Raw genomic sequence first — 14,464 nt, forward strand, 5'->3', positions numbered from 1 at the left:
CCCAGCCGGCTAGCGGCCGGACCCTTGCGCCGGTTGGCCGTGCAGCAGGCGCGCAGCCATGACCCGGGACAAGGCCGGCAGCCACTGCCCGCCGGTGAGCGGCCTGCATATCAGCCCGTCCATGCCCGCATCGTGCACGTGCCCCGCGCCGGCGGCGTCGACCCGCGCGGCAATGGCCACGATCGTCGGGCCTGGTGGATTCAGCCTCGTCGCACGTATCAGCCGCGCTACCCGAAAACCGTCGACACCAGGTAAATCGGTTTCCACCAACACCAGGTCGAAACTTGCGTGCGCCAGCTCGGACAAGGCCTCCAGGCCATTGCTGACCCGGTTCACCGAATGCCCATGGGCCTCGAGCTTGGCACGAACCTCAAGCGCCACCTCGGTCTCGTGCTCAACCAGCAACACCGCCCAGTGTGGCTCCGGCCGGAGGCCCACGTCGGTTGGTACCAAGGGCGCCGCCACCACCGGCAAGGGCAACTGCACGCGGAACGTCGTACCGCCGCTGCTCCCCGGTTCCGCACGAATGCTGCCACCCATCAAGCCGACCAGCTCGCGGCAAATCGCCAGGCCGAGCCCGCTGCCGGCCGCACGGTGCGGGCCCGGCAATTGCTCGAAGCGCTGGAACAGGCGTGGGCGGTTGGCCGCCGAAATGCCTGGCCCGGTATCACTGACGCTGAAGCGCAATCCAGCCTGGTCGCCCTCGGCCACCATCTGCACACTGCCGTAGTCGGTGAATTTCAGGGCGTTGCCGACCAGGTTCAATAGCACTTGCTTGATGCGTAGCGCGTCGCCCGCGAACTGGCCAGGTACGTCATCCGCCACGTGGCACTCGAGCCGGATGCCCTTGAGTTCGGCCAGGCCGCCCTCCAGTTGCTGGATCTCCCGCAGCAGCTCGCGTGGATCGAACGGCGCAGGCTCGAGCTCCAGCCGCCCGGCCTCGATACGTGCCAGGTCCAGCGCGTCGTTGAGCAAACGCATGAGCATATTGCCGGAGCGCTGCATCGACCGCACGTAGTTGTGCTGTACCGGCGTCAAAGGGCTGCCCGACAACAATTCAGTCATGCCCAAGATGCCGGTCATTGGCGTACGGATCTCGTGACTCAGTACGGTGAGGAAGGAGGTCTTGGCCTCGTTGGCTTGTTCCGCCATCCGCCGCCGTTCCTCCAACATGCGCAAGCGCTCGAGCGTCAGGTGGGAGCGCCGCTGCACCAGGGCCCACAACGCCAGCAGCAAGGTCGCACCGGCCAGATACAGGGCCCATGCCTGCCAGGCCACCCAAGGCGGCGAGCGCACGGTAATGTGCAAGGGCACGGCCAGCTCGCTCCACCAGCCGTCCACGCCTGCGGCGGCCACTTCGAGGGTGTAATTGCCGGCCGCGAGCACAGGAAACTCGCGCTCCGCACGATTGCCGGTATCCACCCAATCCTCATCCAGACCATGTAAACGGAAGCGATAGTGGTTTGACCGGGGATCGACATACGAGGCCAGGCGCGCCGCGATGCGTGGACCGCCATCATTCCAGTCCAGTTGCAAGGCGCCTGGCGAGGTCGGCAGATGCAGCGCCTGGCCACGGCGTCCAGCCTTGACCGATGTCAGGCTCAAATGTGGATGGCCAAACTGCGCCAATGCGCGATCAGGCCTAAAGCCGGTCACGCCGTCCGGCCCGGCGAAATAGACCATGCCCCCGTGACCGCCAACCGGCGACACGCCATCCATGTGACCGCTTTCCAGACCACGGTACGGCCCGAATGCGATTAGGCGCCCGGGATCCGGATCGAAGCGCCACAGCCCTTCGGCAGCAAACAGCCAGACCCGCCCGAGCCGGTCCACGTGCATGGCGCGCAGGGTCAGCACCGGCCAGTCGACCAGCGTCGGCAACTCGCGGTCACAACTTAGGTGCGAACCATTCGCGCGGTAATGTTCGAAACGGTCGCCGCGTGCCACCCACAGCCCATCTGCTGTCGTTTCCAGCGCGAGGACTGGACCTCCAGGCGTCAAGCCAGGCGCATCGTCAAACCTGGCACGTGTGGCATTCCAGTGCCATAGCTGACTACCCGTGGCATACCAGCCAAGCACCGAATCCGCCGTCAGGCGATTGGCCAGCACAATATTTTCGCCAGCCGGAGCCCACGTGGCCGGCCTCAATCCCAGCATATCGGGGTCGACCCGGAACAGGCCTCGGTGTAGCGATACCACCAACACCGCCCCATCGGCGCCTAGCGCCAGGCGCTGTGGTACCAGTGCACGAGTCGGGCTGATATCGACCTGGAGCAAGCCGCCACGGGCATGCCGGTAGATCGCGCCGTCGGCAATGATCCACAGATTTCCGTCGCGATCTTCAAGCAGGTCCCGCACTTCGCCAGGTAGTCCGCGCAGCACGTGTTGCACGTGGCCCGTCGCTGGATCCAGCTTGTCGACCGTATGGCCGGCGCCGACCCAAAGTTTGCCATCGCTGCTTGCCAGCACGGCACTCGCCGCGTACTCACTCAGGCTCGTCGCATCACCCGCGACATGCGTCAACCGCGTGAACCGGTTCCAGTCCGGCGCCAAGTAACCAACCCCGTCGTCGCCCAGCGCAAGCCACAATCCTCCTTCGTGGTCGAGCAAGGCCTGGTCCACGTGGTATCCCGGCAACCCGCCGCGCAGCTGGGGCTGGGCGGGAATACGGGTGATGCGACCACCCTCCTCCAAGTACAGGCCGCTGGACGTCGCTGTCCACAAATGGCCCAGTCGGTCGCGCGTGCTGCCATGGACCGTCACAGTCGGGTCCACGACCGGCGCCACCAGGCGGGCGACTCCATCCGGATCGACGCGCAAGGAACCGCCCGCCACGGCCACTCGCACGTCGTTGCCGGCGCCTTGGATTCGCCACACCGCGGGCTCACTCGCCAACCTGGGGTCCACGGCCACCCGCTTCACCAAGCCGGCCGGACTGCGCAGGAACAAGCCATGCCCGGTGCCGATCCACAAGCGGCCATCGCTTTCGGCAAGCAGCGCGTGGACGGCGCCATACCCTGACCGCCCGTCACCCAGCGGTAGTGCAACATGCTCGAAGTGCCGACGGTCCGCCAGCAGCCGATCCAGTCCAACCTCGGTACCGACCCATAGCTCGCCGTTTGGGGTCTGGGCGATGGACCACACCGCGTCGCTGGACAAGCTCCCGGGCTCGCCGACATGGTGCACCCAGCGCAAGAAACCCTGCCCATCCACTAAGCGCTGGATGAGCCCGGATTCCCGGCCTCCTACCCACAACCGGTTGTCCCGATCGACGAACAGGCCACGTTTGCCACCGGCGGGCAGCGAGAATGGGTCGTCCCGCCGATGCCGGAATACGGTGAACTCCATGCCGTCGAAGCGCACCAGGTCCGAGCCGGCCGCGAACCACATGAGTCCGTCTTGATCCTGCACCACGTCATGCACGGCGCCGCCGGAAAGGCCCTCAGCAACACCGTAATGGCGAAAATGCGGAGTCGGCAACGCGGTGGAGACCGGTTCGTGCGCGGAGTCGGCACGCGCCATGCCGCCGGGTGCTGGCAAGCCCAACCCGGATCCCAACAGCAACGCTGACAAAATCAGCCTGCCGCGCATGCGTAACCCCCAGGCCTGTCCCTGGCAGCCGCCATCGCTATGGTGTCCCCGACGTCAAGACTACGACCAAATCAGGCCGAGCGCATCCTTCTGGCAGGACGGTGAGTCAGGCGGGCGCCGGCCCGGTTCCAGGATCCGTGCGGGCGATAAAGCGCCGCACGGCCGCCGCGTCAAACGGCCAGTCGAGTTCGCGCCCGTCGCGCACATCGCGCAACACCGGCACCCGCGCGCCGTAGCGCTGCTCGAGCTCGGGCGCGTCGTCGATCCAGCCGGCGTCGACATCCGGCACCCGGGCCTCGGCCAGCACGGCCAGGGCCAGGTCGCACAGATGGCAATCGTCGCGCTGGTACAGGATCAAATCGGCCATCGCCGGCGCGCCCTCCGCTCGCCTCGTTGCAACCAAAGATGATAGGCCCGGCACGCCAGCGCAACGGGCGGAAACGACGTCGAAGACGGCGCGACAGCGTGGCATGGGTGACTTGCGGCGGATGACACGGCCGCATCACTCTGCAATCATCACCGTTTTTTGACGTCAGCAGGCGCATTGGGGGAACATCGATGTCTCAAGCCAGTTCGATCCATCGCAACGTTGGCGCGTTCGACCTGATGCTCACCGGCCTGGGCTCGATCATCGGCTCGGGCTGGCTGTTTGGCGCCTGGCGCGCGGCGCAGATTGCCGGCCCGGGCGCGATCTGGGCCTGGGTGATCGGCGCGGCGGTGATCATGGCAATTGCGCTGACGTATGCCGAGCTCGGCGCCATGTTCCCCGAATCCGGCGGCATGGTGCGCTACGGGCACTACTCGCACGGCTCCCTGGTCGGCTTCATCGCCGCATGGGCGAACTGGATCGCGATCGTCTCGGTAATCTCGGTGGAGGCCGAGGCCTCGGCGCAATACATGTCCTCGTGGAAGTGGGAGTGGGCCAGGGACCTCTATCACCAGGCGCCGGGCGGCGCCGGCGAACTCAGTCCGCTCGGCCTGACGATTGCCGGCGCGCTGGTGGTGGTGTACTTCCTGTTCAATTTCTGGAGCGTCAAGCTCTTCGCGAAATCCAACGCCGTGATCACCTTGTTCAAGCTGGTGATCCCGGCGCTGACCGGCATCCTCCTGATCGCCAGCGGCTTCCACCCGGAAAACTTCGCCGTCGGCATCCACGGCGAGCTGCACGAGACGAACTTCCCCGCCATCCTCACCGCCGTCGCGATCGCCGGCATCGTCTTCAGCTTCAACGGCTTCCAGAGTCCGGTGAACCTCGCCGGCGAAGCGCGCAACCCGGGCAAGGCCATACCGTTCGCGATCGTGTGCTCGATCGGGCTGGCGACCGCGATCTACGTGCTGCTGCAGGTGGCGTTCATCGGCGCCGTGCCGCGCGAGATGCTGGCCAATGTCGGCTGGCACGGCATCGACTTCAGCTCGCCGTTCGCGGACCTGGCGATCATCCTCGGCCTGCAATGGCTGGCCACGCTGCTGTTCATCGACGCGGTGGTCAGCCCGAGCGGCACCGGCATGACCTACACCGCCACCACCGCGCGGATGCTGTACGGCATGGAGCGCAATGGCACGCTGCCAAGGATCCTCGGCCGCGTGCACCCAAAGTGGGGCGTGCCGCGCCCGGCCATGTGGGTCAACCTCGTGGTGTCGTTCCTGTTCCTGCTCTTCTTCCGCGGCTGGGGTGCGCTGGCGGCGGTGATCTCGGTGGCCACCATCATTTCCTACCTGACCGGCCCGGTCAGCGTGATGACGCTGCGGCGCACCGCCCCGGAACTCAACCGTCCATTCCGGCTGATGGCCTTGCCGATACTGGCCGGCGTCGCGTTCATCATGTCCACCGAACTGTTGTATTGGGCAAGGTGGCCGTTGACCGGGGAGATCATCCTGCTCATGGTCGTCGCGCTGCCGGTTTATCTCTACTACCAGGCCAAGGCCGGCTGGCACGACTTCGGCAGGCAGCTCAAGGGCGCCTGGTGGCTGGTGTGCTACCTGCCGGTGATGGCCATCACCTCCTGGCTCGGCAGCACCACGTTTGGCGGCAAGGGCTACCTGCCTTATGGCTGGGATCTGCTCGTCGTCGCCATCGTCGGCCTGGTGTTCTACCTGTGGGGCGTGGCCTCCGGCTGGCGCACCCCGTCGATCGAGGCCGCGCAGCTCGAAGCAAAAGCCGACCCGAGCGGGCCGCTGGTGCCGCCGGACGAAGAAACCGCCGAGCAAATTACCGAGCGCTGAGGCGCGCCCGAGCCGCAGTCATCGACCAACGCCCGGGATCCGCAACCGCGGACCGACGTCATCGGCTGTGGCCCCGGCAGCCGCAGCAGCCAGATCAGGCCGGATCCAACAGGTCGCCCAGGAGCGCCTGCGCGGTGACTTCCGCACCGGCACCGGGCCCGCGGATCACCAGAGGCTGCGCGGGATAGCGCGCGGTGGTGAAGGCGAAGACGTTGTCGGCCCCGGAAAGCGCAGCGGCAAAATGGGTGGGAAGGACTGCCGCCAGGCCGACGCTGGATCGGCCGTGCCCGTCGAGACGAGCGAGGTAGCGCAACACCCGTCCGCTGCGGGCAGCCTCGGCGTGGCGCTCGGCCATGCGCCGGTCCAGTTCCCCCAGGCGCTGCAGGAACTCGCCACGCGGCACGCGGCGCAGCAGGTCAGGTACCAGGCTTTCCGCCTGCACGGCATCGGCTTCCAGCGCGAAGCCCGCGGTACGCGCCACGATCAGCAGCTTGCGGCACACGTCCGCCCCGGACAAATCCGCGCGCGGATCCGGTTCGGCATAGCCACGCTCACGCGCCTCATGCAACAAGGTGGAAAACGGCACACTGCCGTCATAGCGGTTGAACAACCAGGACAGCGAACCGGAAAATACCCCCTCCACCGCTTGCAGGCGGTCGCCGCAGCGTCGCAACCGGCGCAACGTCGAGAGCACTGGCAGCCCCGCACCGACCAGGGCCGTGTCGCCATAGTTGACGGCGTCCCCGAGCACCTGCTGCAGCGCCAACCAGCCGGCGAGCGGCCCGCCCGCCAGCGCCTTGTTCGCGGTGACGACCCGGTAACCGCGCGCCAGCCATTGCGGATGCAAGGCTGCCACCGCCCCGCTCGCGGTGGCATCCACGATTGCCTTGACTGGCGCGTGGCCCGCGTCCAGCGCGGCAAGCAAGGCCGCGTCGTCGCGCGGCTCGCCGGCGCCGCTTGGTAGCCACGACCCCGGCTCGCGATCGACTATGGCCGGCGCGACATGCTGGCAGCGCGAGTTTGCCGCGCCCAGCAGGCGCAGCCGCGCGGCTGCGGGCGTCGCCAACAGGCCCAACAGCGCGCCGCCCACCAGACCGGTACCAAACAGCACGAGGTCGACCGCCGCCGTCTCTGGCGCAGCGCTGGCGACGCCGACCGATGCCTGCACCTGGCCATACTGGCCCCGCGCCGAAGGCCCACCGGCACGCTGCGCGGTCTGCGCGAGCGCGGTCCGGGGACTCATGCGCTCGCCCGACAGTGCACAGCGCTCACGCCGGCGGCGCGGGCCAATGCCGCATCCAGGTCCCGCAGCAGGTCGCCCACATCTTCGATGCCCACGGACACGCGCAACAGCGCGTCCGAGATGCCGGCCACCCGGCGCGCCTCGGGCGCCATCGAGGCATGGGTCATGGTCACCGGATGCGCAATCAGGCTCTCCACGCCGCCCAGCGACTCGGCCAGCGAAAAACATTCCAGGCCGTCCAGGAAGGCCTCCACCTGGGCCTGCCCACCCTCCAGCTCGAAACTCAGCATGGCGCCGAAGCCCTGTTGCTGGCGTGCCGCCACCGCATGGCCGGGATGTGTCGCCAACCCAGGGTAGTGGACTTTGCGTACCGCCGGGTGGGCGTCGAGATGCGCGGCAATGCGCGCGGCATTTTCCTGGTGCTGGCGCATGCGTACTCCCAGCGTACGCAGGCCACGCAAGGTGAGGTAGCTGTCAAATGGCGCGCCGGTGAGGCCCTGGCAGTTTGCCCACCACTTGAGCTGCTCGCCAAGGTTGGGCTCGCGGGCAATGACCGCGCCACCCACCACGTCGCTGTGACCGTTGATGTATTTGGTGGTGGAGTGCACGACCAGGTCCGCACCGAGCAGCAGAGGCTGCTGCAAGGCCGGCGAGAGGAAGGTGTTGTCCACCGCGACCAGGGCGCCAACCTCGTGCGCGGCGCGCGCCACGTGGCGGATGTCGGTGATGCGCAGCAATGGATTGGAGGGTGTTTCGATCCACACGAGGGCAGGCCTGGCGGCCAGGCCCGCGGCCAACGCCACGCCGTCGCCCAGGTCGACGAACGCGACGCTGATGCGTCCTTTGCGCTGCCAGGCGTCCAGCAGCCGCCAGGTGCCGCCATAGCAGTCGTGGGCGGCCAGCACATGCGCACCGGCGGGCAGCAGCTCCAGCGCCAGCAGCACGGCGGACATGCCGCTGGAGGTGACCACCGCCGCCGCGCCGTGTTCCAGGTCGGCCAGCGCCTCGGCCAGCAGGTCGCGCGTGGGATTGCCGCTGCGCGAGTAGTCGTATTCCCGCTTGTGCCCAAAGCCAGCGAAGCTATAGGTGCTCGACAGGTGGATGGGCGGTACCACCGCGCCGTGGTGCAGGTCACTGTCCAGGCCCGCACGCACGGCGCGGGTACAAGCGTCAATTGAGCTCATGATGTGTTACTCCAACGAAGTGCGCAGACCAACGCCGGCCAGCGCCGGCGCATTCAGGCCACTGCCTCGCGCAGCAGCGGGGCAAGCTGCTCGGGTTCCTTCAAGAACCCGTCATGTCCATAGGGCGAGTCGATCACGGTCAACGTGGCCGGCCCGCGCAGGCGCCGCTGCAGTTCGCACATGTCGGCCAAGGGCACCAGGCGATCGGAGGAAAAGCCGACCAGGGTCGCCGGTGTGCTGATCCGCTCGGGCGCCACGTCGTGCAGATCGATGGACTCGGACAAGGCCAGGAAACGCTCCGGATCGAAGTGCGCGGCAAACTGCCGGCCCTGGTGCTGGAGATAATCCTCGACCGGGAAATGGAAGCGGTCGTCACGATACTCGGCCCCGGTGCCAAAGCGGCGCGCGAATTCCTCGCTGCCGCGATACGTGGTCATGGCCAGCTGCCGGGCCAGCCCCAGGGCTTCCTGCACTCGGCCGCTGGCACGCCCCAGGCGCACGATGTCACGTTGCACGGCGCGTTGCGCGGTCGCCAAGGGATGCGCGCGGTGCGCTCCCGCCAGCAGCAGCAGGCGCTCCACCGCCAAGGGATGGCACGCCGCAAACGCCAGACCTACCATCGCCCCGTACGAGGAGCCCACGAAGCAATGCGCGCGGCCGATGCCGAGCTCCACCAACAAGGCCGCCAGCAGGTCTGCCTGGTCCTCGCTGGACACCGAGGCAGCGCCCAGTTCCCGCGGCGCCACCCAGTCGATCGCCAGCACCCGATAGTGCTCCAGGTCCAGGGCGCGGCCCCAGCCCACCAGGGCCTGCCACCAGCCCGGCACCTCATCGTCAGCCTGCGATACGACGTTCCGGGTCGCCGAAATGCCGCCCTGCACAATCACGGTGGGCGCGTCCGGTGCGCCGCACCACAGGTAGTGCACCTCGACGCTGCAGGGCCGGTCGGAATACTTGGGACGGATGCGCAACTCGCGCGTGCCGCGGCCGCCGCCAGGCTCGGTCCGAAGGGCTGGCCGCCACGTCGGCGCCACAGGGGCAACGGCCAAGGGGGAGGAACAGATCATGGGCAAGACTCCGGTCGACCCATCGCTGCTGCATTCGACAAGCGGACGTCCCGCCAGCGCCACCGCGCTGCCCTGACGCCCATCTGCCGGATGGCGCCACCCGGCGCCCCGCAGGAGTTGGCACCTTGAGGCCGTGGCCTGCAGGTTGCCCCGACATCAAAGGGCCTGTCCCTCCGTCGGTCTCGATGAGCTTTCGCGCAATCTAGCGACTGCTTGAGTCGATGTCAATAGACATTTATACGCTTAGACTTCTATACTTCATCATCACTTCGCGGCCGTATCGCGTCGCAGCCGCCAGTCGGCACGCCTCGTCCGACAGCAAGCACTCGTCAGGCCCTCCCGTCCGCCCCGCACGCATGACCCGGATGCCGCAGGCTCGTAAGCTGCACCGTACTCTTCGGCAACCACAGGCACCCAACCATGGATTTTCGTCTCGATCTCTCGGCAACCGTCGGTCACACCCCGCTGGTGCGTTTGTGCGAAGCAAGCGCAACCACCGGTTGCGAGATCTTTGCGAAGGCGGAACTGCTCAATCCCGGCGGGTCGATCAAGGACCGCACCGCGCTTGGGCTGATCCTGGACGCCGAGCAGCGTGGATTGCTGCGGCCGGGTGCGCTGATCGTCGAAGGCACCGCGGGCAATACCGGGATCGGCCTGGCCTTGATTGGCGCGAGTCGTGGCTACCGCTGCGCGGTATTCATGCCCGAGACCCAGAGCCGCGAGAAGATCGCCACGCTGCACATGGCAGGCGCCGAAGTGCACCTGGTGCCGGCCGTGCCGTACAAGGACCCTGGGCACTACGCGCACCAGGCACGCGCCCACGCGGCCAAGCTGAATGCGGACGACGCCGGCAACGCCTGGTTTGCCGACCAGTTCGACAACACCGCAAACCGTGATTTCCATGCCGCCACGACCGGCGTCGAAATCTGGGAGGAGCTGGAGGGCCACGTCGACGGCTTCGTCTGCGCGGCCGGCACCGGCGGCACCCTGGCCGGGGTCGGCCGCGCCTTGAAGGAGCGCAATGCGGACGCCCTCATTGCGCTGGCGGACCCTGCCGGTTCGGCGCTCGCGCATTACGTCAACCACGGCGAGCTGCTGGCCAGCGGCAATTCAATCAGCGAAGGCATCGGCTCGAGCCGCGTGACCGCGAACTTCCGGGACGCGCCAATCGATCTTGCCTGGTCGATCCCCGACACCGAATCGGTGCCACTGTTGCACCAGCTGCTGCGGACCGAAGGCTGGTGCGTCGGGGGCTCCAGCGGCGTGAACATCGCCGGTGCCATCCGCCTCGCCAACGAGCTCGGCCCCGGACACACGATCGTCACCATCCTGGCGGACGCCGGCACGCGTTATCAGGCCAAACTGTTCAATCCCGGATTCCTGCACGAAAGAGGCGTCCCGGTACCCGACTGGTTGGTCGCCGCCTGAACCTGCCGGCAGAGCTGGCGGCGACTCGACGCGCATGTCCGCCGCGTCAGCCTTGCAGTAATGTATGCACATGATTCCATCAAGCGCGATGCGCGCCTTGCAGGACCAGCTGCGCAGCGCCGGCTTCGCGTTCGTCGCCAACCAGGCCATGGGCGAGTTGCTGCAGGTCGAGGCCCTTGCCGACTGGCCGGCGTTTGTCGACAGCTGGAATCGCCTGGAGCCGGACACGTATCTGGCACAGCGCGGCCGCCATCGCCGGCGCCGCCACGCGACATTCGCGGCGGATCCCATCGGCGGCATCCTGGCCCAGGCGCATCAGGCACACTACCAACGCCTCGAGTACAACCCGCTGCAAGGCGACATCCAGCGCTGGTTTGCGCCGGTCGAAGCAGGCATCGCGGGCGGGGCCGCCCTGCACCGCATCCTCGAGTTTTGCCACGGGTGTTTCGGTGCCCTGTCCACAGACGTTGCGCACTGGCACGTGGAAGTGCACCAGTTCCGCATCGAGGCCAGCGCCACCGAGGCGGGTGAACCAACACCCGAGGGCGTGCATCGCGATGGCGTCGACTACGTGCTCGTGCTGCTGATCGACCGCACCAACATCGAGCGCGGCAAGACGACGATCCACGCCGCCGACCGCAGCGAGCTGGGCAGTTTCACGCTCGCCCACCGGCTCGACGCGGCGCTGGTGGATGACCACCGCGTCTACCATGGCGTGACCGCCGTCACTCCGCACGATCCGGCGCAGCCAGCCCACCGTGACGTGCTGGTAGTGACCTTTCGCCGCGCTACCGAACCTGCCCACGAGCCACTTCCGGGTTGACCCACGCCGGCGCCAATCCCGCCGATAGTGAACAGGCGCATTGAAAAGCGCGGCCGGCAACGATATATAGCGGGCAACCTGCGCGGCCCGCGCAACCTCCCTGGAATCCAGCTCATGGCTCGGAAGAAGCCGCTGAACCTGTATCGCAACATCGGCATCATTGCGCACATCGACGCCGGCAAGACCACGACCACCGAGCGCGTGCTGTATTACACGCACCGCAAGCACCAGATCGTGGACGTGCACGACACCAAGGAAGGCCGCGCCTCGACCACGACCGACTACATGGAGCAGGAGCGCAAGCGCGGCATCACGATCCAGTCGGCGGCAGTCACCACCGAATGGCGTGGTTACCGCATCAACCTGATCGACACGCCCGGACACGTCGACTTCACGATCGAGGTCAACCGCTCGCTGCGCGTGCTGGATGGCGCCGTGGTGGTCTTTGACGGCGTTGCCGGCGTCGAGCCACAGACCGAGACCAACTGGCGCCTGGCCGACCAGTACCACGTGCCGCGGCTTTGCTACGTCAACAAGATGGACCGCATCGGGGCGAACTTCGCCGCGTGCGTCAAAGGCATCAAGGAACGCCTGGCGAAGCATGCGCTGGTGTGCCAGGTACCTTTGGGCAGCAGCGATGAGTTCTGCGGCATGGCCGACCTGGTGGCCGGGGCCGGCTACATCTGGCAGTCTGACGACAAGGACAGCCCCTGGGAGACCGTGCCACTTGAGCAGTTGCCGGGCCGTCTGAAGTTCAGCGCGGACGCGGACAACGCGGCACTGGCAAACCTGCCCAAGCTCCGCCAGGACCTGCTGGAAACCGCACTGGCGCTGGACGACGATGCATTCGAGCGGCTGCTCACCAGCGGTGAGTTCGATCCCGACCTGCTACGGCAGTGCATCCGCAAGGGCACGGTCAGTGGCCAGTTGGTGCCTGTATTGTGTGGGTCGTCCTACCGCAACAAGGGCGTGCAGCAACTGCTGGACGCCGTCGTCGACTACCTGCCCTATCCCGGCGAAAGTGGCGGCATCCACACCGTGGACGCGGACGGCAACGTCACCGGCGAACAGGCGGTGACCGACGACGCACCGGCGCGTGTGCTGGCGTTCAAAGTCATCAACGACCAGTTCGGCACCCTCACGTTCTGCCGTGTCTACTCCGGCGTGATCAAGAAGGGCGATACGCTGCTCAACGTGACCCGCGGCAAGAAGGAGCGCATCGGCCGCATCGTCGAGGTCCAGGCCGACGACACGCAGGAAATCGACGAAGTCCGTGCCGGCGACATCTGCGCCTTCGTCTCGCTGAAGGACACCGAGACCGGCGACTCGCTGACCGATCCGGCGCACCCGGTGCTGCTCGAGCGCATGCGCTTCCCGGACCCGGTGATCAGCGTGTCGGTGGAGCCGAAGACCCGCGACGACGTCGACAAGCTGTCCATGGCCTTGTACAAGATGGTCAAGGCCGATCCCTCGCTGCGCCTGCACGCGGACCAGGAAACCGGCGAGACCGTGCTCATGGGCATGGGCGAGCTGCACCTGGAAATCACGATCGACCGCATGCGCACCGAACTGGGCGTCGATGCGCTCATGGGCAAGCCCCGGGTCAGCTTCCGCGAGGCGTTCGGCAAGACCGTCGAGCACACCTATACGCACAAGAAGCAGACCGGCGGCTCGGGCCAGTTCGCCGAGGTGAGCATGATCTTCGAGCCGTTGGCGCAAGGTTCGGGCGTGGTGTTCTCCGACGAGGTCGTCGGCGGTCGCGTGCCGCGCGAATACATCCCGGCGGTCGAGCACGCGATCCGTACCGAGTGCCAGGAAGGCCAGGTCGCGGGCTACGAGGTGGTCGATTTCAAGGCGCGCCTGGTCGATGGCAAATACCACGACGTGGATTCCTCCGCGCTGGCGTTCGAGATTGCCACCCGGCAGTGCTTCCGCGAAGCACAGAAGCTCAGCCAGCCCAAGCTGCTGGAGCCGATCATGCGCCTGGAAGTGGTGCTCGATGCGGACTACCTGGGCGATGTGATCGGTGACATGAACCGGCGCCGCGGCAGCATCAGCGAACAAGGCCAGAAGGGCAGCTCGGCGTTCGTGCATGGCTTCGTGCCGCTCGCCGAAATGTTCGGCTACATCAACTTCCTGCGCTCGGCGACGCGCGGTCGCGGCACGTTCACCATGGAGTTCGACCACTACGAGGTGGTGCCCGCCGGCATGGTCGAGCAATTGATGAAAAAGGAATCCAAGTAGCCGGCCAGGCCTGGCAGGCGGTTGACCGTCCGCCAGGCATCCGTGTGTGCAGCGGATGTCCGCTCAGGCCGCCGCCAAGTGCTCATACAGGATCACCGCGCCCACGCCGATCAAGACCACGCCGCCGGCCAGTTCGGCGCCCCTGCCGACCATCGCGCTCAGCATGCGGCCCAACATGATCCCCAGCGTGACCATGCCGAACGTGCACAGGCCGATCACCACGGCGACACCGACGATCGACACGTCGACAAACGCCAGGCCAATGCCTACGGCGAGCGCATCGATACTCGTGGACAGGCCGGTAAGCGCAAGGCCCACGAAGCCGTGCTTCCTCGCCACGCCAGCCGGCTGGTCGGCAGCGGGCATCACGCTGGTCCAGATCATGTGCAGGCCCAGACCCAGCAACAAGCCAAACGCCACCCAGTGGTCCCACTCCTGGATATAGCGCGATGCGCCCCTGCCCAGCCACCAGCCCAGCACCGGCGTGATGGCCTCGATGCCGCCAAAGATCGCGCCGGCGCGCATGGCCTCGGCAAGTCGCGGTCGGCCCATGGCGGCGCCCTTGCCGATGGCCGCGGCAAACGCGTCGGTGGACATGGCAAAGCCAAGCAGCAGGATAGCGATGGGGTTCATGCAGAGCTCACGCGACGGGCGAGGCGAG

Annotated in this window: 10 protein-coding genes and 1 riboswitch; of the genes, 4 read left to right on the forward strand and 6 right to left on the reverse strand. The window is 67.0% G+C overall.

What is annotated here, in order from left to right; translation table 11 throughout:
- Positions 1 to 9: 9 nt before the first annotated feature.
- A complete protein-coding gene (locus AC3WJB_RS12550; protein ID WP_492682012.1) occupies positions 10 to 3,522 on the reverse strand; it encodes a hybrid sensor histidine kinase/response regulator in 3,513 nt (1,170 codons plus the stop codon).
- Positions 3,523 to 3,697: 175 nt separating this feature from the next.
- A complete protein-coding gene (locus AC3WJB_RS12555) occupies positions 3,698 to 3,958 on the reverse strand; it encodes a glutaredoxin family protein (RefSeq protein ID WP_492682014.1) in 261 nt (86 codons plus the stop codon).
- 191 nt (positions 3,959 to 4,149) lie between these two features.
- Here AC3WJB_RS12555 and AC3WJB_RS12560 point away from each other — a divergent pair, with 191 nt between their 5' ends.
- Positions 4,150 to 5,814: an APC family permease gene (locus AC3WJB_RS12560; RefSeq protein ID WP_492682016.1), complete on the forward strand. Its 1,665-nt coding sequence runs from the start codon at positions 4,150 to 4,152 to the stop codon at positions 5,812 to 5,814.
- Positions 5,815 to 5,908: 94 nt separating this feature from the next.
- On the opposite strand, the gene AC3WJB_RS12565 is transcribed toward AC3WJB_RS12560, so the two are convergent.
- From AC3WJB_RS12565 to metX, 3 genes are read right to left on the reverse strand one after another with little or no spacing between them, the layout of a single operon-like run.
- Positions 5,909 to 7,057: a homoserine dehydrogenase family protein gene (locus AC3WJB_RS12565; protein ID WP_492682018.1), complete on the reverse strand. Its 1,149-nt coding sequence runs from the start codon at positions 7,055 to 7,057 to the stop codon at positions 5,909 to 5,911.
- The gene (gene metB / locus AC3WJB_RS12570; RefSeq protein ID WP_492682020.1) at positions 7,054 to 8,241 is read right to left on the reverse strand and encodes a cystathionine gamma-synthase; all 1,188 of its coding nucleotides are present in this window, start codon (positions 8,239 to 8,241) and stop codon (positions 7,054 to 7,056) included. Before metB ends, AC3WJB_RS12565 begins: the two co-directional genes overlap by 4 nt.
- Before the next feature lie 53 nt (positions 8,242 to 8,294).
- Positions 8,295 to 9,308: a homoserine O-succinyltransferase MetX gene (gene metX / locus AC3WJB_RS12575; protein WP_492682022.1), complete on the reverse strand. Its 1,014-nt coding sequence runs from the start codon at positions 9,306 to 9,308 to the stop codon at positions 8,295 to 8,297.
- Positions 9,309 to 9,384: 76 nt separating this feature from the next.
- Positions 9,385 to 9,500: riboswitch (SAM riboswitch) on the reverse strand.
- Positions 9,501 to 9,728: 228 nt separating this feature from the next.
- Between metX and AC3WJB_RS12580 the strand changes: the two genes are divergently transcribed.
- The 3 genes from AC3WJB_RS12580 to fusA all read left to right on the forward strand — a co-directional run bounded on the left by AC3WJB_RS12580 (position 9,729) and on the right by fusA (position 13,803).
- A complete protein-coding gene (locus AC3WJB_RS12580; RefSeq protein ID WP_492682024.1) occupies positions 9,729 to 10,736 on the forward strand; it encodes a cysteine synthase A in 1,008 nt (335 codons plus the stop codon).
- 70 nt (positions 10,737 to 10,806) lie between these two features.
- Positions 10,807 to 11,559 carry a 2OG-Fe dioxygenase family protein gene (locus AC3WJB_RS12585; RefSeq protein WP_492682026.1) on the forward strand — a complete coding sequence of 251 codons (753 nt, stop codon included), beginning with the start codon at positions 10,807 to 10,809 and terminating at the stop codon, positions 11,557 to 11,559.
- A gap of 114 nt (positions 11,560 to 11,673) precedes the next feature.
- Positions 11,674 to 13,803 (forward strand): elongation factor G, encoded by a 2,130-nt coding sequence (gene fusA / locus AC3WJB_RS12590; protein ID WP_492682028.1) that lies wholly within the window; start codon positions 11,674 to 11,676, stop codon positions 13,801 to 13,803.
- Between the two features lie 63 nt (positions 13,804 to 13,866).
- Here fusA and AC3WJB_RS12595 read toward each other — a convergent pair whose 3' ends face one another.
- Entirely contained in the window at positions 13,867 to 14,436 is a 570-nt protein-coding gene (locus AC3WJB_RS12595) for a manganese efflux pump MntP (protein ID WP_492682030.1), read from the reverse strand.
- Positions 14,437 to 14,464 lie beyond the last annotated feature (28 nt).

It is taken from the genome of Rhodanobacter sp. FW510-R10 (assembly GCF_058781105.1).